The organism is Arenibacter sp. 6A1, from assembly GCF_012272855.1.
GTDB lineage: Bacteria > Bacteroidota > Bacteroidia > Flavobacteriales > Flavobacteriaceae > Arenibacter.
The window spans coordinates 101822-124221 of sequence record NZ_JAAXCQ010000011.1 but is presented as its reverse complement, the minus strand read 5'-3'; the positions used below and the strand labels follow the sequence as shown (position 1 = coordinate 124221).

Here is a 22400-nt window from a genome sequence, read left to right as displayed (position 1 = left end):
TAAACAAAAATAATGTCGACATTATTTCTTATGCTTCAGTTCAGAGGAGACCGATAATTTCTTTCTTCCCTTAGCTCTTCTTCTAGCTAGAACTTTCCTACCATTAGCAGTAGCCATACGTTCTCTGAAACCATGTTTGTTTTTTCTCTTTCTCTTAGATGGTTGAAATGTTCTTTTGCTCATCGTAGCGTATTTTTATAGTCTCCTTAAATTACTTTTTGACAATCATTCTGAATCTGCTTGTCCTAACAAATTCCGGGTGCAAATATACAAAGAGTTTTTGCTTTGGCAAATGTAATTAAAAAAATATTTTTTTTTAGAACAGCCCGACTGCCGACCGCTAGGTTTTTATTACTTTTGCATCGGTTTAAACCGAATCTCGACAATTACATGAAGCGCTCCCTTATTTTATTATTTTTAACCTTGTTCAACGCAACACTATTTGGACAAACTACTTTTGCGTATCAACTTAACAAAGGGGATGTTTTTACCATAAAACAACAAGCTAAACAGGTGATTACCCAAGAATTAGATGGGGCTTCGCACATCATTACCAATACCATTGATGGCATCCTGCAATTTAAAGTCTTGGGGGAAGAAAACAAAAACTATGTGGTTTCCCTAACTTTCAAGGATCTCAACCTAAAAATGACATCGAGCATTCAGGGAGAGCTAATGAACGTAAAAGCCAAACAAATTAAGGAAGGAGACATACAATCTAGGGTTTTCCATACCATCCTAAACAATCCTATTAAATTAATTTTAGCCAAGAACGGCAATATTCTAGACGTTCAAGGCGGCGATAGTTTGGTCAGTAAAATGGCAAAGGCCTCTGGCTTAAAGGACAAATTCTCCTTAAACATGATGAAAAAGTCTTTGCAAAAAGAATTCGGTTCGGAAGCATTATCCAACAGTTATAAGCAAATGACCTACATCTACCCCAACAATAAAATAAAAATACACGATCAATGGCAAAATACTTATTCTGGCACATTGACCTCTACCAATACGTGGACCTTATTAAGTGTTACCAATAACAGAGCCAATATTAGTGGCAAGGCCAAGGTAAATATGAATGTAAAGGATCCAACCACCAGCATGAAATTAAGTGGCACACAGACTACCAAGATCCAAACAGATATATCCTCTGGCTTTATCGTAAAGATGGAAGTAGACGGAAAATCTTCGGGAACATCGACCATTGCACAAATGAGCGATCAGGAAATCCCCACCACAATAACCTCTAAAACTACGTACGAATTAATTAATTTATAAGTAAATATGTTCAACAAAAATTTAAAACTAGTCGTTGCAGGGCTAATTATTGCCTATGCTGTATTCCAATTCATAGAAGGCAATATTGGGAATGGAATATTCTTACTTTTACTTTCTTCTATTTTTATTTTTCTGTATTATAGGAATGAAATAATTCTTTTGGCCTTTTTAAAAATGCGTAAGCAGGATATGGAAGGAACAAAGAAATGGCTCGATAAAATTAAAAACCCAGACGCCGCACTTACCACAAAACAAAACGGATACTACAATTACCTTAACGGAATTATATTTTCTCAAACCAACTTGACCCAAGCCGAAAAATTCTTTAAAAAAGCTTTAAAACTGGGTCTAAACATGGATTATGACGTGGCCATGGCAAAATTAAGCCTTGCTGGAATTGCCATGCAAAAACGCCGTAAAAGAGAAGCGACCTTGCTTTTAAACGAGGCCAAGAAATTAGACAAACAAAACATGTTGGCTGATCAAATTAAAATGATGCAACAACAATTGAAAAAAATATAAGCAAGAGAAGTCTTTTTCAGAAACTCCTTTTCTTGGGACTTCTAAAAGAAGTCCAATTTTCATTATTATACAAAAAAAGCTCCGGTAACCTTTTACCAGAGCTTTTTTTTATTTCCCTAACTATACCGACACACCATTGCTTCCTTACAGCAATGGAGCCCAAAGTCTCCCAAAAGACTCTTGAAGCCTTCTTACTATACCTCGCTTTTCCCAGCGCTCCAAAGTCATCTCTTCGCTATCTTCCAAATCTTGAACAAAAACCGCGCTCATTTGTTCATTGATCCCCCTATTATACACCAAAGCGTTTATTTCAAAGTTGATAGAAAAGCTCCTATAGTCTAGATTAGCGGTACCAATACTCGAAAATAAATCGTCTATGACCATGGTTTTAGCATGTATAAACCCTTTTCGGTACCTATAAATTTTAATCCCGGACCTTAGCGACTCTTCAATATATGAGTCCGTGGCATATTGTGCCGCCCATGAATCTGATTCGTAAGGAATTAGAATGCGGACATCGACACCACTACGTGCAGCCGTTGTCAATGCGGTTAAAATTTCACTGTTGGGCATAAAATACGGAGAGGTTATAAAAACTTTTTCCTTGGCTGAGTTGATAGCACAAAAAATAGCTTCCATAATATTCGCCCAATCACTATCTGGCCCGCTAGCAGCTATTTGCACAGCCACAGGCTTTTTAAATTCAGGTTTGGTTTGAGGTAAATAACCATTTATTATGGCAATCTCTTCTTTAGAAACAAAGTTCCAACTCAGCAAAAAGGAAGATTGAAGTGCTCCAACCGCCCCTCCTATTATTTTTAAATGCGTGTCTCGCCAATACCGGGCATTGTTATAGGAATTATCATACTTCTGACTCATATTAATTCCCCCTACATACCCGATATCCCCATCGATAACTACAATTTTCCTATGGTCCCTATAATTTAATTTAGAGGTAGAGTTAGAAAAAAGCACCGGTAAAAAGGGAAAATGAGCCACTTTGTTTTGAGTGAGCTTTGCTTTGCTCTTAGAAGACATATTACTTCCTACATCGTCATATATTAAGCGCACCAACACCCCTTCTTGTGCCTTGCTACAGAGAATATCAATAATTTCGCTTCCGAGCTCATCGTCAAAAATCACAAAATACTCTAGATGAATATGCTTTTTAGCATTTTTGAGATCGGCTTTTAAGGATTTAAACTTTTCCTCCCCGTTTAAAAGAACCTCTAGTTTATTATCAAAGGTCAGTACTGCCTTTTGATTGTTGCCCAGCAAACGATAAATTTTGGAAATACCTTCCCCAAATTCTGTTTCGAACCAATCCTTTTCACTTTCACTTAAACTTAGGGAGGTTGCCCAATTCCTAAGTCTTTCATTATCCAGGATATATTTTTTCTCAAAAATCTTATTTTTCCGATAGTCCTGTCCAAATAAATAATAGACCAGCAATCCTATAAAAGGCAAGACGGCCAAGGCAAAAATATAGGATAATGTTTTTACCGGATTCTTGTTTTTCAAAACAATAATCACGGCAAAAATAATAACCAACAAATAATTAATCCCTAATAGAAAAGACCATATATGTTCTTTCCATAGGACCATTATTTAGCTATCTTATAGTAGCCTTTATTAGGGATTTCCAAGGTGTATTTTTTCTTGGAAGAATTGTTCAGGTGCGGCTCTCTAAGCCAAGGATTATGACGTTTTAAAATCTTATAATTAATTCCGTATTCCTTGGAAAAATCCGCAAAATTGGCCACTGGCTCTGAAATGTCTACAGTATAGGTAGGCACCTTGGTATACATATCTTCCTTATCTAAATGAAAGCCGTATTTTTCAGGATCGGAAAGTATTTCTTTTATGGCCAAGATTCTAAATACGTATCGCCCAGTTTCTTCCCCAAGCAACAAATCGTAATAACCATCGACCTTCTGTACCCCCATATACCTTTGTATCCCGGCAGGCCCAGCATTATAAGCCGCCGCCGCGAGTGTCCAACTCCCAAATTTCTCCTTTGACTTCTTCAAATACTCACAAGCGACTTCGGTCGATTTTTCTATGTGGTATCTTTCATCCACATTAGCGTTTACCTCTAAGCCGTAATCTTTGGCTGTACCCGGCATAATTTGCCAAAACCCTCTAGCGCCCGCTGGGGACACCACATTCTGCAATCCACTCTCTGCCACCGCCAAATATTTAAAATCGTCCGGGATGCCATTTTTAGCCAAAATAGGCTCTATGATCGGAAAGTACTTGTTTGCTCTCTTCATCAGAAGCACAGCATTGGATTGCCAATAGGTGTTTACCAAGAACTCTCGGTCTACACGCTCCATAATTTCAGGATCGTCAAAAGGAACCGCTTCTCCCGAAAAATTTAAATTTTCAGGGATTTCAATAGCCGTAATCCGATACCCTTCCTTTTCAACATCGTTTTTAGTAGTCTTTACCACTTCTGTCGACACAGAAGCGTCGTTGTTTTTTACAGCAAATATTAAACTGCTGCCCACAAAAACAACTCCCAAAATCATTAAAATATTCTTTACCGCTTTCATAAAATTCATTTTTTTCATCCCTCTCTTTAGTTTGTCTGTCCTACTCTTATTTCCTTGCTTTTTTTGGGCATTTTTTTTCCATCCTAAGATAATTATTATAAGCCACCCTTTACATGAAAAACAATTTATTCCAAAAAATATAATGTAGCCATTCCTTATTGCAATATAATTTCTGGCAAGTGCTCGTTAAACCATTTTGCCCTATGGATAATCATCGTATGCGTACCATTCTTCACTTTTACACAATCGCGAATATATGCGATCGGAAAAACAGGATCTTTCTCACCATGGATATGAACCACCTTTTCGTCATACCCCCCTTGTTTCCAATTCACAATTTGATCAATAGACCAATCTAAATAATACTTATCTCGAACGGACAAATACTGTTGATAAAGTTTTAAACGCTTTGTAGCAGTTTCGCCAAAGGCGTATTTAGCCATTAACTCAACATTGTTTACCATTCCTGTTGGCAGCAATTTATGAAGTTTAGTGTATTTGGCAAAAACCATTCGTCTTGGAAGTTCGGAGGCCAGTTTTACACTAGAGATAATGATTACCTTTTTCACTTCAATATGTTTGGCCATTTCCTGAACCAGCATCCCCCCAAAAGACACTCCCACCAAAACAGCATTGGAATGCTTCACCGAGGAATTCATCCTAATAGCGTAGTCTTCTAAACTTTCGTTCTTGTTTGGAATTTTCCATTCCAAAAAATGAAGCTCAAAAAGTTCCTCAGGCAAGCGTATATGTTCAAAAATAGAAGCATTGGCTGCCATTCCCGGCATGAAATAAATATGTATTTTATTCTGACTCATAAGTATTTAGCCTCGTTTTTAAATAGGAATCCTCCTTTTTTTTCACTACCTTTGCCCTTGGTTTTCAGTCTGCCAATTTTTGACCTACTTTTTTTAAAATGATTTATTGGATTAAATCCCGAGAACCTTTAGTCCAAATTTAATCAATATTTAAAATCAAAGAATATGAATCACATAGAAATTAAGAATAATGAATTCTTAAGACAATTCGAGTTCGAATTTAACGGACACCTCGCAAAAATTGAATACTCTTCCCAAGAACGCAAAGTTTTTTTAACCAAATTGGTTGTTCCTGAAGAAATCACAGCAATAGGATTTAAGGAAGATTTTATTAAATGTGTTTTAAACCACCTTCAAGAAGAAAACTTACGAATAGTACCTACCAGTCCTGAAATAGCAGGATTCCTTAGAAAAAACAGACAATACAAAGAAATGCTACCAGTTGGGATAAGAATATAATCTCCTAAAGACTATATTATTTTTGTCGACCTTTAATGGTTACGAAACATCGACCACCTTCTCAAATAAAAAAAGAGGCTGCCTTTAGGATTTAGACAACCTCTTATATATACTTCACGACTTTTGTTTTGTTGTCGAGCTATGGCGCCATTAATTTACGGCTGCTTTTTCAACTACTTTAAACCGCACTAAACCATCCTCGGCAATCTCTGTAAGTTCTATTTCTTGCAAGGTATTTACTAATCCCGGATCCCACGGCGCCTTTACTTTTACGTAGTTTTCCGTGAAACCGTGAATATAGCCTTCTTTATTCTCCCCTTCGTACAATACGGTTCTCCTGGACCCTAATTGACTTTCATAAAACGCCCTTCTTTTCTTAACCGATAGCCCGCGAAGCATTTTACTTCTTTTATTTCTTACTTTCTGAGGAACAACCCCTTCCATATCCGCTGCCACAGTGTTATCTCTTTCAGAATAAGTAAAGACGTGTAAATAGGAAATATCCAATTCATTTAAAAAATGATAGGTCTCTAAAAACAATTCGTCAGTTTCCCCAGGAAAACCAACAATAACATCGACCCCAATACAGGCATGCGGCATTACCTCTTTAATCTTTTTAACCCTATCGACATACAAGTCCGTTAAATAACGTCTTCGCATAGCTTTTAAGACAATATCACTACCGCTTTGAAGGGGAATATGAAAGTGCGGCACAAAGGAATTACTTTGCGCAACAAAATCTATGGTTTCATTTTTCAATAAATTTGGCTCAATAGAAGATATTCTCAACCTATGGATCCCGTCTACTTTATCCAAAGCTTTTACAAGGTCTAGAAATGTATGTTCGTGTTTTTTATTGCCGAACTCTCCTTTTCCATAATCGCCAATATTAACCCCGGTAAGCACAATTTCCTTAATCCCCTTTTGGGAGATTTCGGCGGCATTATTTAAAACGTTTTGCAAGGTATCACTTCTAGAGATCCCCCTGGCCAAAGGAATGGTACAGTAGGTACACTTATAATCGCAACCGTCCTGAACTTTTAAAAAAGCCCTGGTCCTATCTCCTATCGCATAACTACCTACATAAAAATCGGCCTCCTGAATTTCACAGGAATGCACTTCTCCGTAATCGTTTTTAGTCAGGTCGTTGATATAATCGGTAATCTTAAATTTTTCAGTAGCCCCCAGCACCAAATCTACCCCATCGACGGCCGCCAACTCTTCTGGCTTTAACTGGGCATAGCACCCTATGGCCGCAACAAAAGCATTTGGATTTATTTTTTGAGCCTGTTTAACAATGGATTTAAATCGTTTATCCGCATTTTCTGTAACAGAGCAGGTATTGATCACATACATATCTGCATTTTCCGAAAACTCGACACGCTCAAAACCCTCTTCTACAAAATCTCTTGCAATGGTAGATGTTTCTGAAAAATTCAGCTTACAGCCAAGCGTGTAAAATGCTACTTTCTTTTTATCCATGTTAAATATACTTGTCACGAATATCAACACCTCAAGGGCGTTTGATTATTCTAGGCTCCTGAAACAGAACCATAATAGTGTTTATACCTTATTTCGATTACCAATCTAAGAAAGGCTTTTTTTTTAAGAGTGCAAATATACCAATTATTTACATTCTATTAAAGCAGTAAAAGAACATGAATTTGAATTAAAAAACAACAGTCCATCCCTTGGGAAGCCTAAACCGATAAAGTTTTATTGCTTAATTCCTATTGTATTTCCGCCATTCTGTAGTTTCCTCAAAAACATGCTTTAGAATACGTTCTTCTACTTCATCAAATTCCACTTCCCTTCTCGCCATCATTATTTTAGCGGTCACAAAAGCCTTTTCTAATTGATAGGTAGTAAAACCCGAAGCATCACCCCAACTAAAACTAGGTATAAAATGTGGCGGAAATCCGGTCCCGTATATGTTAGCATTAACACCTATGACCGTCCCTGTATTAAACATGGTATTTATTCCGGCCATACTATGATCGCCCATTATAAGCCCACAAAACTGGAGTCCGGTCGGCACCATACTTTCCGTTTCGTAATTCCACAATTTTACTTGGGAATAATTATTCTTAAGATTAGAGTTGTTAGCGTCGGCTCCTATATTGCACCATTCTCCCAAGACCGAATTCCCTAAATACCCATCATGGCCTTTACTAGAATTCCCAAAGATCACAGAGTTACTAATTTCGCCACATACCTTTCCTTTTGGGCCTACCGTGGTGGGACCGTAAATTTTTGACCCCATCTTTACCACACCCTTCTCACCGAGGGCAAAACCACCTCTTATCAGGTTCCCCTCCATCACTAAAGCATCCTTACCTATATAGATTGGTCCTTCTTGAGCATTTAAAACACTACACTCTACACTGGCTCCTTCTTCCAAAAATATATTTTCGGAATTAAAAACCGTATTGGTCCTAGATATAGGCTGACTAACCCTATCCGCGGTCAGCAAATCAAAATCGGCTTGCAAGGCCTCTCCGTTCTTTGAAAAAATATCCCAGGTATTTTCTATACGCAACACCGGCCCACTATACTCAATAGCCGTGTAGGACGAAAAATCTACTTCTTCCTGATTTTCCAAGGCAAAAAAGGCGATTACCTCCTCGTGCCAAAAAATAGCTTCGTTTTCCTGTAGCTCACTAACCAAGGACACCAATTCTTCATTAGGCAAAAATGAAGCATTGATAAGAACATTTTGCTCCATCTCAACCATAGGATATTTTTCGGACAGATACTCTTCCGTTATCGTGGTGATAGTATTGCCTAGGTATTTTTCCCATTTCTCGCGAATGGTCAAAATACCGATTCTAATATCTGCTACTGGCCTAGTGTATGTGAAGGGCAACAAGGCTTCCCTTACGGTTCCATCAAAAAGAATATAATTCATACTATAAATTTAAAACAAAAAAGTCACGCTATAGCGTGACTTTTTAACTCTTTTTTATAAAAAAAGATATTATTTCTTGAATTTTTCGTATTTGTTTTTAAACTTATCGATACGACCAGCTGTATCCAATAATTTAGCCTTCCCAGTATAGAACGGGTGAGAAGTTCTTGAGATTTCTAATTTAATCAATGGATATTCTACTCCATCAACATCTAAAGTTTCTTTTGTTTCAGCAGCACACTTTGTAATAAATACCTCTTCATTGGACATATCTTTAAAAGCTACCAATCTATAATTTTCTGGATGTATATCTTTTTTCATTGTAAAAACGTTAGTTCCTTCTTAATTTCGTGGTGCAAATTTAATTATTTTTCTCAAAACAACAATTTAAAATGTCTAAAAAAGAAAAATAAAAATATCTTCGCCCCAAATGTAACAAATAAAGCCTTATTTCAACTAATTTTAAAACTATAAAATAGCAACGAAAATGATAAAGACAGAAGATATCAAACCTAAAACCGGAAAATTTGCTTTACACTACGGATTAGTCCTCGGTGCTCTAAGCGTGGTATTTGCGCTTATGCTATATTCTTTGGAAATGCATTACCAAGGAGGCTTTATGGTTCTTGGGGTAAGTGTTGTGCTTTCTATATCCTGTATACTATTAGGTATGATACAGTACAAAAGGGCCAACAACAATTTAATGTCCTTTGGAGAAGGCTTAAAAATAGGTGTTGGCGTTTGTTTGGTTGGGGGGATCATCGGTATTGTTTTCAATCAGATTATGGCCGGGGTCATAGATCCTGAGATGATGGCCAAGGCGGCGGAATATCAAAAAGGCCTATTATTAGAGACTACCAAAATGACACCAGATCAGATAGATGCCCAATTAGAAATGGGCAAAAAATTCTCTACCCCTTCCATGCAAATTATCTTTGGATTGATATTTAGTGTGGTCTTAGGATTTCTTTTATCATTAATTCCTGCATTAATTCTAAAAAAACAAGAAACTATTCAGTAATTTGTACTTTTGAAAAGATTTTCCATAAGTACCGAATGAACCTATCTATAATAATTCCCTTACTCAACGAAGAAGAGTCTTTAAAAGAACTTCACGATTGGATTGTACAAGTCATGCAATCCAATCATTTTTTATATGAAATACTATTTATTGACGACGGCAGTACCGATCGCTCATGGGAGATAATTGCCGCCTTAGGAAAAGAGAACCCCAATGTTAAGGGGATTCGTTTTTTAAAAAACTTCGGAAAATCCCAGGCCCTCCATGCCGGCTTTAAAGCAGCACAAGGAGAGGTCGTGATTACCATGGATGCCGATTTACAAGACAACCCTGAAGAAATCCCAGAATTGTACCAACTGATCCACAAGGATGGTTTCGACTTAATTTCTGGCTGGAAGAAGAAAAGATACGATTCGGTTCTTTCCAAGAACCTCCCTTCCAAACTATTCAATTGGGCAGCAAGGAAAACCTCTGGGGTACAACTGCACGATTTTAACTGTGGCCTTAAAGCTTATAAAAAGGAAGTCGTAAAAACAATTGAGGTATCGGGAGAAATGCACCGATATATCCCCGTTTTGGCAAAAAGTGCCGGTTTCTCTAAAATAGATGAAAAGATCGTACAGCACCAGGCCCGAAAATACGGCAACACCAAATTTGGCATGGAACGCTTTATCAACGGATTTTTGGACCTTATTACCATATGGTTCGTTTCTAAATTCGGAAAAAGACCTATGCACCTCTTTGGTGCCTTAGGCGTTGTCATGTTTACTATAGGATTTGGATTTGCCTTGTATTTGGGCATCGATAAACTTTTTATCAACCCCTATGGCAGACTACTTACAGAAAGACCACAGTTTTTTATATCCCTAGTCTCCATGATCATTGGCTCCCAACTTTTCTTAGCCGGATTTTTAGGCGAAATTATGGTCAGATCACGAAAGGACGAAACACGGTACTCTATTTCGGAAGATATGAACCTAAACAATAACTAAACCAAGATACTTTAAAAGTATAGAACCTTAAAAAATCACAACACATATGGATACGATTCTTACCAACGCAAAAAGCTGGCTAACCGATTTTTTTGATGTTAATACGAAAACAGAAATTAATGATCTCCTGCAAAACAACACCGAAGAACTGAAGGATAGGTTTTATAAAAACCTAGAATTTGGAACAGGAGGTATGCGCGGAATCATGGGAGCGGGGACCAATAGAATTAACAAATATACGCTGGGAAAAAGTACTCAAGGGCTTAGCAACTACCTAAATAAAGTATATGCTAACGAAGAAGTAAAAGTGGTAATTGCCTACGATTGTAGACATAATAGCGACACCTTAGCCAAGACCGTTGCCGAAGTTTTTGCCGCTAACGGAATTAAGGTGTATCTATTTTCCGAATTGCGTACCACTCCGGAACTATCGTTTGCCGTAAAACACCTGAGCTGTCACGCCGGTATTGTACTGACCGCATCCCATAATCCGCCAGAATATAACGGATACAAGGTATATTGGACCGACGGCGGGCAAATAGTACCCCCAGAAGACGGTGCTATTGTAGCAGAGATCAACAGCCTTTCTTATGAGGATATAAAATTTGACGCCAATAACGACCTTATAGAACTTATCGACAAAGAAGTAGATGAGGCCTTTATTGACGCATCTGTAAAAAACGGCAGCTTTAATGCCAAGGGCAAGGACGATTTTAAAATTGTATTTACCTCTCTTCACGGTACATCCATTACGGCCATCCCTGAAGTTTTAAAAAGAGCAGGTTATAAAAACGTGACCGTTATTGAGGAGCAAGCCAAACCAGACGGAAACTTCCCTACCGTAAAATCGCCAAATCCCGAGGAGCCAGAAGCCCTTTCCATCGCGATCAAAAAAGCCGAAGAAATAGGCGCAGATATGGTTATAGGTACAGATCCTGATAGTGACCGTTTAGGAGTAGCGGTTAGGAATTTAGATGGAAAAATGGAAATCTTGAATGGAAATCAGTCCATGATCATGATGACCAAATTTTTATTGGACCAACGCAAAGCCCAAGGGTTCACTGGCAACGAATTTATTGCTTCTACAATCGTTTCTACCCCAATGATGGATGCATTGGCAAAGGGATATGGCGTAGAATGCAAAACAGCCTTGACTGGCTTTAAATGGATTGCCAAAATGATCAAGGACTTCCCAGAACAACATTTTGTTGGTGGAGGAGAAGAAAGTTTTGGTTTTATGGTGGGCGATTTCGTTCGTGATAAGGACGCTGTTACATCTACCCTTTTAGCCTGTGAAATTGGAGCCAACGCAAAAGCAAATGGCAGTTCTTTCTATAAAGACCTTATAGATTGCTATGTTGCCTATGGTTTTTATAAGGAAAAACTAATTTCTTTGACAAAAAAGGGAATGTCAGGGGCGGAAGAAATAAGCCAGATGATGGTAGACTTTAAAAACAACCCTGTAAGCGCCTTGGACGGATCTAAAGTGGTCATCATTGAGGACTACAATACCGCTACTTCCAAAAATTTAATCACAGGGGTCGTTTCAGATATAGACATCCCTACTTCCAATGTGTTGATATACATTACAGAGGACGGGACTAAAATGGCTGCTAGACCTAGTGGAACGGAGCCTAAAATAAAATTCTATTTCAGCATAAACGGTAACTTGGAAAAATCAGAAGACTTTAAAAAGGTTGATGCGGAGCTAAACGCAAAAATCGATAGAATACTAAAAGAATTGAAGATAGCTTAATGGAGTACTTTAAAAAAATCCTTCGCTTTGCGAAACCTTACCGTAAATACGGTTATTTAAATATATTTTTCAACATTCTTTACGCATTGTTCAGTGCGTTGTCATTTGCTGCACTTATCCCAATGCTCGATGTGCTTTTTACGCCTGAGAAAAAAGTACTGAACGAACCGGTATATACAGATATAGGACACCTAAAGGATTACCTGCAAGAATATATCAGCTATAGGGTTACAGCCTATTCCGGTGATGATCAAATGAAAGGTCTGATCTTGGTAATAGGCTTGGTTTTAGCGCTCTTTTTATTAAAAAACCTTTTCAATTATTTGGCCATGTACTTCATTACTTTTTTAAGGAATGGGGTACTTAAGGATATCAGAAATAGCATGTACAAGAAGATTGTCGATCTTCCCATTTCCTTTTATTCCGAAAAAAGAAAAGGCGATGTCATTGCCAGGATTACTTCGGATGTATTGGAAATACAACATTCGTTTCTTTCTATCCTAGAGCTTATCGTAAGAGAGCCGTTAACGATAGTGTTCACTATTCTTATCATGTTTGGGATTAGCACCAAACTGACCCTTTTTGTTTTTATCTTTATTCCCGTTGCCGGAATGATTATTTCTAGGATCGGAAAATCTTTAAAAAAGAAATCGGATAGGGTTCAAAAAGAACAAGGAGAATTATTATCGATAGTCGAAGAGACCTTGGGCGGCCTTAGAGTGATCAAAGCCTTTAATTCCGAATCTAGATTCTATAAAGCCTTTAGTAATTCTACGCTACGGTTTTTCCAATTTTCGAACAAATTACTCAACAGACAAAATTTAGCCTCTCCTACCGGGGAGTTTTTAGGTATTTTGGTCATTGGAGTCCTCTTGTGGTTTGGCGGTAAAATGGTATTGGTAGAAAAAACCTTGGATGCCGCCTCCTTTATTGCTTATATGGGATTGGCCTATAATATCCTTACCCCTGCCAAAGCCATAAGCAAGGCTTCTTTTGGCGTTAAAAAAGGGAATGCAGCAGCAGAAAGGGTATTAGAGATACTGGAAACCGAAAATCCGATCGCAGAAAAACCTTCTGCCATAGCAAAGGAAACTTTTACAGAGGGTATTGCCATTGAAAATGTCTCCTTTAAGTATGAGGACGAGTATGTTCTCAAGAATTTCAACTTACAGGTCCCCAAAGGACATACCGTAGCCCTAGTAGGACAGTCTGGTAGCGGAAAAAGCACCATTGCCAATTTGGTCACCAGATTTTACGATGTTAACGAAGGGGAAATTAAAATTGACGGCGTCCCTATTAAGGACTTCTCTAAAAAATCGTTACGCGCTTTGATGGGACTAGTAACTCAAGATTCCATTTTGTTTAATGACACAGTTAAAAACAACATTGCCCTAGGAAAAGAAAATGCCACCGATGAAGAAGTTATAGCGGCAGCCAAAATAGCCAATGCCCATGAATTTATTTCTGGCCTCCCTAATGGCTACAACACCAATATTGGTGACAGTGGTAATAAACTAAGCGGAGGGCAAAAACAACGCTTATCCATTGCTAGGGCCGTATTGAAAAATCCACCTATCATGATATTGGACGAAGCCACCTCTGCCCTAGATACGGAAAGCGAACGCCTCGTTCAGGATGCTTTGGAAAAAATGATGCAAAATAGAACCTCTATTGTAATTGCACATCGACTTTCGACCATTCAAAATGCAAATACCATTGTGGTTCTTCAAAAGGGAGAAATTGTAGAGCAAGGCTCGCACCAAGAACTCCTTGCCACTAACGGTGTCTACAAAAAATTAGTCACCATGCAATCTTTTGAAGTGTAATTAATATAGGCAGGAAATGCTCGTTTATGATAGGTTAAAAATCAATACGATCGCTACTAGTAACGATCCCTCCTATTCGTTTAGCATTTCCTGCCTATATTTTTTAAACGATTATTTATTCATTTTTCTTCTTAGAAGAAGCAATCCTTGCCTCTATGGATACGACTTCTTCAACTTTCTATTCAAATTCACTAGTACTCAATTATTTAATAAATATCTTTATACTATTAAACCTTTTTGAAAATTTGGGGTCATAGTAGTAACTATAAGAGACAAACGTTGATTGCGGAGGAAATTTTAGTAAGACAGTTAAAGCAAAAAGACCTTCAGGCCAAAGCCTTTGAGGTGCTTGTAAATGCTTACAAGGAACGTTTGTATTGGCATATTAGAAGAATTGTACTAGATCATGCCGACGCGGATGATGTATTACAAAACACCTTTATAAAGGTATTTCGAAATATTGACAGTTTTAAGGGCGATAGTAAATTGTTTTCTTGGATGTATCGGATTGCGACCAATGAGGCCTTGTCTTTTCTAAAAAACAAAGCCAACAAATTAAAACTAAACGAAGATCAGTTATATAGTAAAATTTCAGAAGAATTAAGAGCCGATGTATATTTTGAAGGCGACGAAATTCAACTTAAACTGCAACAGGCGATCGCAGGTCTACCAGAAAAACAAAAGTTAATATTTAATATGAAGTACTTCCAGGAACTGAAATATCAGGAAATATCAGAAATACTGGAAACTTCCGTGGGTGCTTTAAAAGCATCCTATCATTTGGCAACCAAAAAAATAGAAGCCTTTTTAAAAGAACAGTAAACCAGCAATGGTGTATCGGTAAAAACGTTGAAATGCAACACTTAGACAAACATAACGGCTTTAAAACCCCAGCAGGCTATTTTGAGAAGCTTTCCGGACGAATAATGGACAACATTGCCCAGGACGCATCCACGGTCTCTCAAGAAGAAGCCTTTCAGGTTCCTGAGCACTATTTTAACAACCTGCATTCCGAAATCATCCAGAAATTAGAAAAGCAGGACACCAAGGTAATTCCTATAAAATCCTTTAAAAAATATTATTATACGGCAGCATCCATAGCGGCTATACTGCTATTGCTTTTTGGATTAACCTGGAATACTACAAAAACCATAACCTATGGCGACCTAGCCAATTCTGATATAGATCAATATTTTGAAAATCACGAATTAAGCTTTTCTGCTTATGATTTGGCAGAAATCCTATCCCTCGAAGAACTTGATTACAACGACGTATTAGAAAATGCCCTGGCAGAGGAAAGCATTTTAGAATATTTAAACACCAATGTTAGAGATCTTAATGAACTTAATTTAACAAATGATGAGTAAACAAATACAAACATTCACAGTACTGCTACTACTGTTGACAAGCTCGCTTGGATATTCCCAAATAAAACATGATTGGGACAAAATTAAGTCCCTCAAAATAGCCTTTATCACCGAACGCTTGGAACTAAACAGTAAGGAAGCTCAGGAATTCTGGCCCATTTACAATAGTTATGAGTCAGAAAAGGAAGCCTTTCACAAAAAGGAACACTCTGAAATAAAGGATAAAATAAAAATTTTAGACCAACTATCGAACAAAGAAGCTAATGCCCTTTTAGACAAAATGGTTAAATTAGAAGATGAAAAGCACAAATCTTCTAAGGCGTATATCGAAAAAGTCTCAAAAACAATTTCTTCTAAAAAGACTATATTACTGTTGCGTTCCGAAGAAGAATTTAAACGACAATTGATAAAACAATACCGTCAAAGAAAGGCAAATCAGAAAAAATAATTTTACTGTATTTTGGGCGTTCCCTCCTTCGTCGGGTGGGCTCTTGGCTATATCCCTTGCCTTGCTGCGGGGATGCCGCCGCGGTCCCTAACGCATAACAACACAACAACTATCCAATGCAACAATTAGGTCATAATTGCAAATATTGAGAACTGGCTAAACCCATCCCATTGACAATCTGCCAAACAACCATTGTCCAGCAGATTGTAAAACCATTCCTGTGTTTTTCTAATAGACCAATAGTGGAGCCTTCAACAATCCAATGTATGCCCACCGGTTATCGTGCTTCGTTTTTTATTTAAACTTCAATTTTGCAATCCTGTTTTTCCCTGCGGCATAAGCAATGGAATCGTTTAAAAATCTTATTGTATAAAAAGAGTCATCCGAAAGTTGTTTCCAAGACCCCCCCGCATCGGCCGAATAAGAAACACCGGTAAAACCAACGGCCACTAGGGCATTCCCTCCAGCATTTGGAACAAATTGCACACAACTCTTATAATTAGGTTCTTTGCCATCGGCCAAAAGCTGCCACGTTTTACCGCCGTCTCTTGTAATAGCTTTATTAGCCGTATTGATCGCTGGTTTTGTATAATCGCCTCCGATGGCCACCCCAAGGTTTTCATCATAAAAATCGAGGCTATAGATTCCTTGTGTGCTTTCTGCACTCGCTATAGGAGTCTCGAAGACACTCCATGTCTTTCCTTTATTTTCCGAAAAATAAATCTGCCCTCCTGTGGTACCGATCCAGGTTTTATCCCCAACCGTTTTAATATTGGTATTACTAGCCGCAAAAGCACCTTCGTCTGTCATGGATGCCGGCAAGGCCGAACAAGGCAATTTACGCCATGTTTTTCCACCGTTTCTAGTAATGATAATAGATAGGCATCCGTCCATACTATCACCTAGCGCTATTCCTTCCTGATCGTTCCAAAAGGTCATGGCATCGTAAAAAACCTTTTCATCCTCTTCTTTATAAACCAGCTCCATAATTCCCGTATCCCCTGTTTTGTATAATAAGGCAGGATTACTCACCGATAGCATAAAAAAGTCTGTTGATGTTGCTGCTACTGCCCTAAATTCGGGCGCAATGGTATCGTATAGCTGGGTATTGACCATTACTTGATGGCTTTTTAGATCTACCAGTCCATAAGCCCCTTTATTTGCGGCAAAAGCCAAACTGTTGCCACCCATAATCTCTATCGCCCTAAAACTCAAGGAATCCGAAAAAACTGTCTCTATTTCAACTGAATCGAAAGTCTTTATTTCCTTTTTTTTGGCACAAGAAACGGTCACCAAAAGCACTAAAAACATAAAATACGTACGCATAGCTATAATTTTCACCAAAAATAAGAGGATTAGGTTCTAATACAATACCTTTGCAATCTTAATTTTTTTTAGAAATGCGATTACATAGAAATCTAGTGTTTGCCGTTGTTGATGCGTTACATTATATATTTAACGAGGGAGAATACGCTGATAAAGTAGTAGAAAAAGTATTAAAGTACGACAAACGTTGGGGAGCACGAGACAGAGGTTTCATTGCCGAGACCACTTATGATATGGTGCGTTGGAAAAGGCTATACACCGAAATAGCCGAAGTAAAAGCGCCTTACACTAGACCCAACCTGTTTAGACTATTTGCCGTATGGGCGGTACTTAAAGGAATAAAACTACCTGATTGGAAACAGATAGAACCTACCCCAGAGAGAAGGATTAAAGGAAGGTTTGATGAACTTTCTAAAATAAGAAAGTTCAATGAGTCCATTCCCGATTGGATGGACGAACTTGGAGCAAAAGCCTTAGGCGAAGATTTATGGACCAAGGAAATCCATGCGCTAAACCAACAAGCCGATGTAATTTTAAGGGTCAACACCCTTAAATCGACCAAAGAAAATGTAAAGGCCGCCTTATTGGAAGCAGGCATAGAAACCGAGGTGATCCGTGGCTATCCAGATGCTTTACAATTAAAAGAGCGCGCTAATGTTTTTGTTACCGATGCCTTCCAAAACGGTTGGTTCGAAGTACAAGACGCCTCTTCACAGCTCGTTGCCCCGTTCTTAGACGTACAACCAGGACAAAGAGTCGTAGACACCTGTGCTGGTGCTGGAGGAAAAACACTTCATTTAGCAGCTCAGATGCAAAACAAAGGACAGTTGATTGCCATGGACATCTATGACAATAAACTAAAAGAACTAAAACGAAGAGCAAAAAGAAATGGTGCCCATAACGTGGAGACCAGAACTATAGACTCTACCAAGGTTATTAAAAAACTACACGGTAGTGCCGATCGCGTGTTAATTGATGCGCCTTGTACTGGCTTAGGGGTTTTACGAAGAAATCCGGATGCCAAATGGAAACTACAACCTGAGTTCTTGGAAAAAATCATGGTTACCCAACAGCAAATTTTACAAGATTATAGCAAGATTGTAAAAACTGGTGGAAAAATGGTGTATGCTACCTGTTCCATATTACCACAAGAGAATATTCAACAAGTAAATAAATTCTTAAGCTCTGAAGCTGGTAAAGACTTTAAACTAAGTGCCCAGAAGAATATTTATGCTTCAAAAAGTGGTTTTGACGGATTTTATATGGCCCTTTTAGAAAAGACGCCTTCTGCCTAAGAGCACTTTACTTTTAGCATTATAAAAAATAAGCGGCCAAATAGCATGTAGGAATACATGATATTTGGCCGCTTTTATTTTGTCTTGTTCGGATATTAGAGTCCCACCCTAACACTTGGCAAACCGATCCCTACATTCGTCCGAACTGAAGTCCGCCTTGGCGATCTTCTATATTCATAATGGTCGTGCCCATGATAGTAAAAAGAGGCGTGATAATGATACCTTGAACTGTGATGACAATGAGAATCACAATGTTGTTCGTGCTCGGCATAAGCATCCCTTTTTCCTTTCATATAAGCTTTGTAAGCTTTTCTATCGCGCTTCTTTAGTTTTTTTTCATATTCCTTTTGATCTTCCCAAAACTCCTCTTCTTCTTTCTCGTTGTCTAATTTTTGTGATTGCTCAAACTGCGCATCCTCCTTAGCTCTCTTTTCATAATAAGAAAGTTTTTCTTCGGAACTAGCTTCCGTTTCTTGCGCTGTTAAACCAAAGGACATCACAACAAAGGCGGTGGTCAATAAAAAATGTAGTCTTTTCATCTCATTATTATATTTATGTTCTACTAGTGATCTATATTCTAAGAAACACACCCTCGAACGCATTTTCATATATATAACAACTCAACCATAAATCACCCTACCTAAAACTTTACATTTTTTGGTTTCCACCCATAGCACCCAATACCGACCGTACTCTTCCTTATACTAAAAATTCCTTTTCTGTTACCTGGGTCAGCACCTCCTTGTGCATGATGGTTTCGGCCAAGGCATTGGTTTTTGTCAACTCGTATTTAAAATAAAATTTCATGGTATGGATTTTACTTTCGTAAAAGGCCTCCGAATAGGCTGTATCTTTATTGTCGAGGGCCTGTTTTGCTACATAAGCCATTTCCAACCAATTCCACCCTATGACCACATAACTTAAGAATTCCATAAACAGATTGGCATCGGACAAATACCTTTCATAATTTTCCTTGTTGGCAAATGTCTTTAAATACACCAACACCTCATGTACCAGGGTCAATTTGCCCTTTAACGTATTGGCCCATTCCTGCAAGTCTTGATAATCGGAAGCAACGGCAATGGTTGTGCCTATTTCTTCTATAAGCAATTGTAGGGCCTTGCCATTATGCATCAAAACTTTTCGTCCCAATAAATCCTGAGCCTGTATTCCGGTTGTTCCTTCGTATATGCTAAATATCCTGATATCCCTATAATATTGTTGCAAGATAAAGTCCGAACAAAATCCGTACCCCCCTAAGACCTGAAGTCCGTTACTCACTGCCAATGCTCCAGCTTCTGCCGGGTATGTTTTAACCATGGGAGTAATAATTTCTAACAATAACTGATACTTTTCCTTTTCGGAATGATCGGTAACAGAACGTTGTAAATCGTGATACTTAGCCGCCAATAAAATAAGGCTCAAAGCCCCTTCTGCGATGGCTTTCTGCAGAAAAAGCATCCGTCTTACATCGGGATGTTCAATGATTAAACACTGGTCTTCTCCCGGGTCTTTTTTCCCTGTTTCGGACAATTTTCGCCCTTGGGAACGTTCCTTTGCATATTGCAGGGATGCTTGGTAGGCCGCCATAGCTATGGCTGCGGCTCCCCTACCTACTCCTATCCTAGCATCGTTCATCATCAAGAACATATATTTCAATCCTTGGTTGGCCTCCCCTACCAACCAGCCCTGACAATCGTCGGAATCTCCAAATCCCAAATGGGTAGTAGCAAAACCTCGTTGTCCCATTTTTTCAAAATCGGCCAGGGTCTTTACGTCATTCCCAACAAGACTACCATCGGTTTCCAGGCGGTTCTTGGGCACTACAAACAAAGAGATCCCCTTAGTGCCTTCTGAGGCCCCATCGATCCTTGCCAATACCAAGTGAACAATATTCTCTACATATTGGTAATCGCCACCAGAGATAAATATTTTCTGCCCCGATATTTTATAATACCCCTCATCGGTCGGAGTAGCCTTGGTCGTAATATCTGACAAGGAGCTACCTGCCTGAGGCTCGGTAAGACACATTGTTCCTCCCCATGCCCCTAAAAGCATATTAGGTACATAGGTATCTTTTAGATGTTGGTTGGCAAAATGGACTATAAGCTCTGCCGCCCCTAGGGTTAAGGTGGCATAGCCCGGCAAATGATTATTGGCAGCATCTAATATGTAGGTGGCTGCAGTATGTACCATAAACGGTATTTGTAATCCGCCCTCGTCATAATCCAAAGGACCGCAAATAACACCCATTTCCCCTCCTTTTTTCATCATAACGGCTACCTGCTCATGCACCCGAACCTCACCCTTATCGAAAACCGCAGGAACATCGTCCATTTCTTTAAAATACGGAAACAGGTCGCGATCGGCAAAATCCTTGATAGCGTCCAAAAACATATCCATAGATGGCCTGTCATGCCCCTCATAACGTTCAAACCCAAATAGTCCGTCTAATTCATGAACCTGATATAACAAAAATTTTAAGGTATTTATGTCTACATATTCCTTTGCCATAATTTAAAATGCTTTTGTTAATATTCCATCACTAAGATAAAACATAATTGTTCCATTATTTATTATAAATATCTCCTAATTATTTCCGGGGCAAAAGCCCCCTATAAGGCACTATACAATCCTTGACACCCCATACAAAGATGTGCTATTTCTTTGGTTCCTTTTCAATTTAGTTCCATTTACGAATAATTACCCAATGTTTTTTTTGCGTTAGGGACCGCGGCGGCATCCCCGCAGCAAGGCAAGGGATACAGCCAAGGGCCCGCCCGACGAAGGAGGGAACGCCCAGATAATTACACTAGAATTTAGCGAAGTTTTTAAAAGAAGACACTTACTGGCAACAACGGGCTGCTTATAGATTTGAACCCTTATCTTTGTCCTCGGAAAAAACCTTCCAACAACAATGAAGAACGAAAAAACGGCCATAAAAACAATTTACTACAGCATCCTTAGTAGTGGACTATTGGCTATTATAAAAGGATTGGCGGGTTTTTTTGGTAATTCCTATGCCCTAATTGCCGACGCCATAGAATCTACCACTGATATATTCTCGTCTTTTCTGGTGCTGTTTGGACTAAAATACGCCAAAAGACCGGCCGATGAGAACCATCCCTACGGCCATGGTAGAATTGAACCTTTGATTACTTTTTTGGTGGTAGGCTTTTTAATCTTATCTGCCATTTTTATTGCCCACGAGAGCATTCACAATATTAGAACTCCCCATAATCTTCCCAAACCATGGACCCTAATAGTACTGGGCGCTATCATTTTTTGGAAGGAAATTTCTTTTCGACTAGTATTAAAAAAAAGTATAGAGACCAATAGCTCTTCCCTAAAAGCAGATGCTTGGCACCATAGGAGTGATGCGATTACTTCCGTGATGGCTTTTATCGGGATTTCTATTGCTTTGATTTTTGGAGAAGGATATGAAACTGCCGATGATTGGGCTGCTCTTTTTGCCGCTGGTTTTATCATTTATAATAGTTATTTAATCTTTCGTCCTGCCCTAGGAGAAATTATGGACGAGCATCTGTACGACGATTTAATTGAAGAAATAAGGGCCGTTTCTATGAGCGTAGACGGCATTTTGGGCACGGAAAAATGTTTTGTGAGAAAGGCGGGCACCAAATACCATGTAGACCTGCACGCCATGGTTAACGGAGACATATCGGTTACCGAAGGACACGACATTTCACATAAACTAAAAGACACCTTATTAAAGGACATTCCTAATCTTGGCAATATTTTGATTCATATAGAACCCAAATAAAATTATATCACTTGCGCATTTTACACTAAGGGAGTACACTTATAAAAG

At 38.6% G+C, this 22400-nt stretch carries 22 protein-coding genes; 12 read left to right on the top strand and 10 right to left on the bottom strand.

The window, feature by feature from the left end:
- Positions 1-21: 21 nt before the first annotated feature.
- On the bottom strand, positions 22-183 hold the full coding sequence (rpmH, locus tag HCG49_RS11810; protein WP_026809253.1) for a 50S ribosomal protein L34: 162 nt from the start codon (positions 181-183) through the stop codon (positions 22-24).
- 207 nt (positions 184-390) lie between these two features.
- Here rpmH and HCG49_RS11805 point away from each other — a divergent pair, with 207 nt between their 5' ends.
- Together HCG49_RS11805 and HCG49_RS11800 are read left to right on the top strand one after the other, a co-directional pair.
- On the top strand, positions 391-1275 hold the full coding sequence (locus HCG49_RS11805; RefSeq protein ID WP_168469744.1) for a DUF6263 family protein: 885 nt from the start codon (positions 391-393) through the stop codon (positions 1273-1275).
- A 6-nt stretch (positions 1276-1281) separates the two neighbouring features.
- Positions 1282-1797, top strand: a complete 516-nt coding sequence (locus tag HCG49_RS11800; protein WP_072763714.1) for a hypothetical protein — start codon at positions 1282-1284, stop codon at positions 1795-1797.
- 144 nt (positions 1798-1941) lie between these two features.
- Here HCG49_RS11800 and cls read toward each other — a convergent pair whose 3' ends face one another.
- From cls to HCG49_RS11785, 3 genes are all read right to left on the bottom strand, one after another.
- A complete protein-coding gene (cls, locus tag HCG49_RS11795; RefSeq protein WP_168469743.1) occupies positions 1942-3402 on the bottom strand; it encodes a cardiolipin synthase in 1461 nt (486 codons plus the stop codon).
- Positions 3402-4352: a lytic transglycosylase domain-containing protein gene (locus HCG49_RS11790; protein ID WP_168469742.1), complete on the bottom strand. Its 951-nt coding sequence runs from the start codon at positions 4350-4352 to the stop codon at positions 3402-3404. Before HCG49_RS11790 ends, cls begins: the two co-directional genes overlap by 1 nt.
- A 155-nt stretch (positions 4353-4507) precedes the next feature.
- Positions 4508-5170, bottom strand: coding sequence for an alpha/beta hydrolase (locus HCG49_RS11785; RefSeq protein WP_168469741.1), 663 nt, complete (start codon positions 5168-5170; stop codon positions 4508-4510).
- A 165-nt stretch (positions 5171-5335) separates the two neighbouring features.
- Between HCG49_RS11785 and HCG49_RS11780 the strand changes: the two genes are divergently transcribed.
- On the top strand, positions 5336-5629 hold the full coding sequence (locus tag HCG49_RS11780; protein WP_168469740.1) for a GNAT family N-acetyltransferase: 294 nt from the start codon (positions 5336-5338) through the stop codon (positions 5627-5629).
- 150 nt (positions 5630-5779) lie between these two features.
- On the opposite strand, the gene mtaB is transcribed toward HCG49_RS11780, so the two are convergent.
- From mtaB to HCG49_RS11765, 3 genes are all read right to left on the bottom strand, one after another.
- On the bottom strand, positions 5780-7111 hold the full coding sequence (gene mtaB / locus HCG49_RS11775) for a tRNA (N(6)-L-threonylcarbamoyladenosine(37)-C(2))-methylthiotransferase MtaB (RefSeq protein ID WP_168469739.1): 1332 nt from the start codon (positions 7109-7111) through the stop codon (positions 5780-5782).
- Positions 7112-7352: 241 nt separating this feature from the next.
- On the bottom strand, positions 7353-8537 hold the full coding sequence (locus tag HCG49_RS11770) for a GlmU family protein (protein ID WP_168469738.1): 1185 nt from the start codon (positions 8535-8537) through the stop codon (positions 7353-7355).
- Between the two features lie 69 nt (positions 8538-8606).
- Positions 8607-8858, bottom strand: a complete 252-nt coding sequence (locus HCG49_RS11765) for a type B 50S ribosomal protein L31 (protein WP_168469737.1) — start codon at positions 8856-8858, stop codon at positions 8607-8609.
- A gap of 166 nt (positions 8859-9024) precedes the next feature.
- Here HCG49_RS11765 and HCG49_RS11760 point away from each other — a divergent pair, with 166 nt between their 5' ends.
- The 7 genes from HCG49_RS11760 (at position 9025) to HCG49_RS11730 (ending at position 15947) form a co-directional block, all read left to right on the top strand.
- Positions 9025-9558 carry a DUF4199 domain-containing protein gene (locus tag HCG49_RS11760; RefSeq protein ID WP_168469736.1) on the top strand — a complete coding sequence of 178 codons (534 nt, stop codon included), beginning with the start codon at positions 9025-9027 and terminating at the stop codon, positions 9556-9558.
- A 35-nt stretch (positions 9559-9593) separates the two neighbouring features.
- The gene (locus tag HCG49_RS11755) at positions 9594-10550 is read left to right on the top strand and encodes a glycosyltransferase family 2 protein (protein WP_168469735.1); all 957 of its coding nucleotides are present in this window, start codon (positions 9594-9596) and stop codon (positions 10548-10550) included.
- A 46-nt stretch (positions 10551-10596) separates the two neighbouring features.
- Entirely contained in the window at positions 10597-12306 is a 1710-nt protein-coding gene (locus HCG49_RS11750) for a phospho-sugar mutase (protein ID WP_168469734.1), read from the top strand.
- Complete coding sequence (locus HCG49_RS11745) at positions 12306-14132, top strand: ABC transporter ATP-binding protein (protein ID WP_168469733.1); 1827 nt, start codon at positions 12306-12308, stop codon at positions 14130-14132. Before HCG49_RS11750 ends, HCG49_RS11745 begins: the two co-directional genes overlap by 1 nt.
- A 279-nt stretch (positions 14133-14411) precedes the next feature.
- Positions 14412-14954: an RNA polymerase sigma factor gene (locus tag HCG49_RS11740; RefSeq protein ID WP_168469732.1), complete on the top strand. Its 543-nt coding sequence runs from the start codon at positions 14412-14414 to the stop codon at positions 14952-14954.
- A 32-nt stretch (positions 14955-14986) separates the two neighbouring features.
- On the top strand, positions 14987-15499 hold the full coding sequence (locus HCG49_RS11735; protein WP_168469731.1) for a hypothetical protein: 513 nt from the start codon (positions 14987-14989) through the stop codon (positions 15497-15499).
- Positions 15489-15947, top strand: coding sequence for a hypothetical protein (locus HCG49_RS11730; protein ID WP_168469730.1), 459 nt, complete (start codon positions 15489-15491; stop codon positions 15945-15947). Before HCG49_RS11735 ends, HCG49_RS11730 begins: the two co-directional genes overlap by 11 nt.
- A 294-nt stretch (positions 15948-16241) precedes the next feature.
- Here HCG49_RS11730 and HCG49_RS11725 read toward each other — a convergent pair whose 3' ends face one another.
- Positions 16242-17273, bottom strand: a complete 1032-nt coding sequence (locus HCG49_RS11725) for a WD40/YVTN/BNR-like repeat-containing protein (RefSeq protein WP_168469729.1) — start codon at positions 17271-17273, stop codon at positions 16242-16244.
- A 74-nt stretch (positions 17274-17347) separates the two neighbouring features.
- Here HCG49_RS11725 and HCG49_RS11720 point away from each other — a divergent pair, with 74 nt between their 5' ends.
- A complete protein-coding gene (locus HCG49_RS11720) occupies positions 17348-18568 on the top strand; it encodes an RsmB/NOP family class I SAM-dependent RNA methyltransferase (RefSeq protein WP_168469728.1) in 1221 nt (406 codons plus the stop codon).
- Positions 18569-18663: 95 nt separating this feature from the next.
- Here HCG49_RS11720 and HCG49_RS11715 read toward each other — a convergent pair whose 3' ends face one another.
- Together HCG49_RS11715 and HCG49_RS11710 are read right to left on the bottom strand one after the other, a co-directional pair.
- The gene (locus tag HCG49_RS11715) at positions 18664-19107 is read right to left on the bottom strand and encodes a hypothetical protein (protein ID WP_168469727.1); all 444 of its coding nucleotides are present in this window, start codon (positions 19105-19107) and stop codon (positions 18664-18666) included.
- A gap of 160 nt (positions 19108-19267) precedes the next feature.
- The gene (locus HCG49_RS11710) at positions 19268-21082 is read right to left on the bottom strand and encodes an acyl-CoA dehydrogenase (protein WP_168469726.1); all 1815 of its coding nucleotides are present in this window, start codon (positions 21080-21082) and stop codon (positions 19268-19270) included.
- A gap of 403 nt (positions 21083-21485) precedes the next feature.
- Between HCG49_RS11710 and HCG49_RS11705 the strand changes: the two genes are divergently transcribed.
- Positions 21486-22352, top strand: coding sequence for a cation diffusion facilitator family transporter (locus HCG49_RS11705; RefSeq protein WP_168469725.1), 867 nt, complete (start codon positions 21486-21488; stop codon positions 22350-22352).
- Positions 22353-22400: the final 48 nt, after the last annotated feature.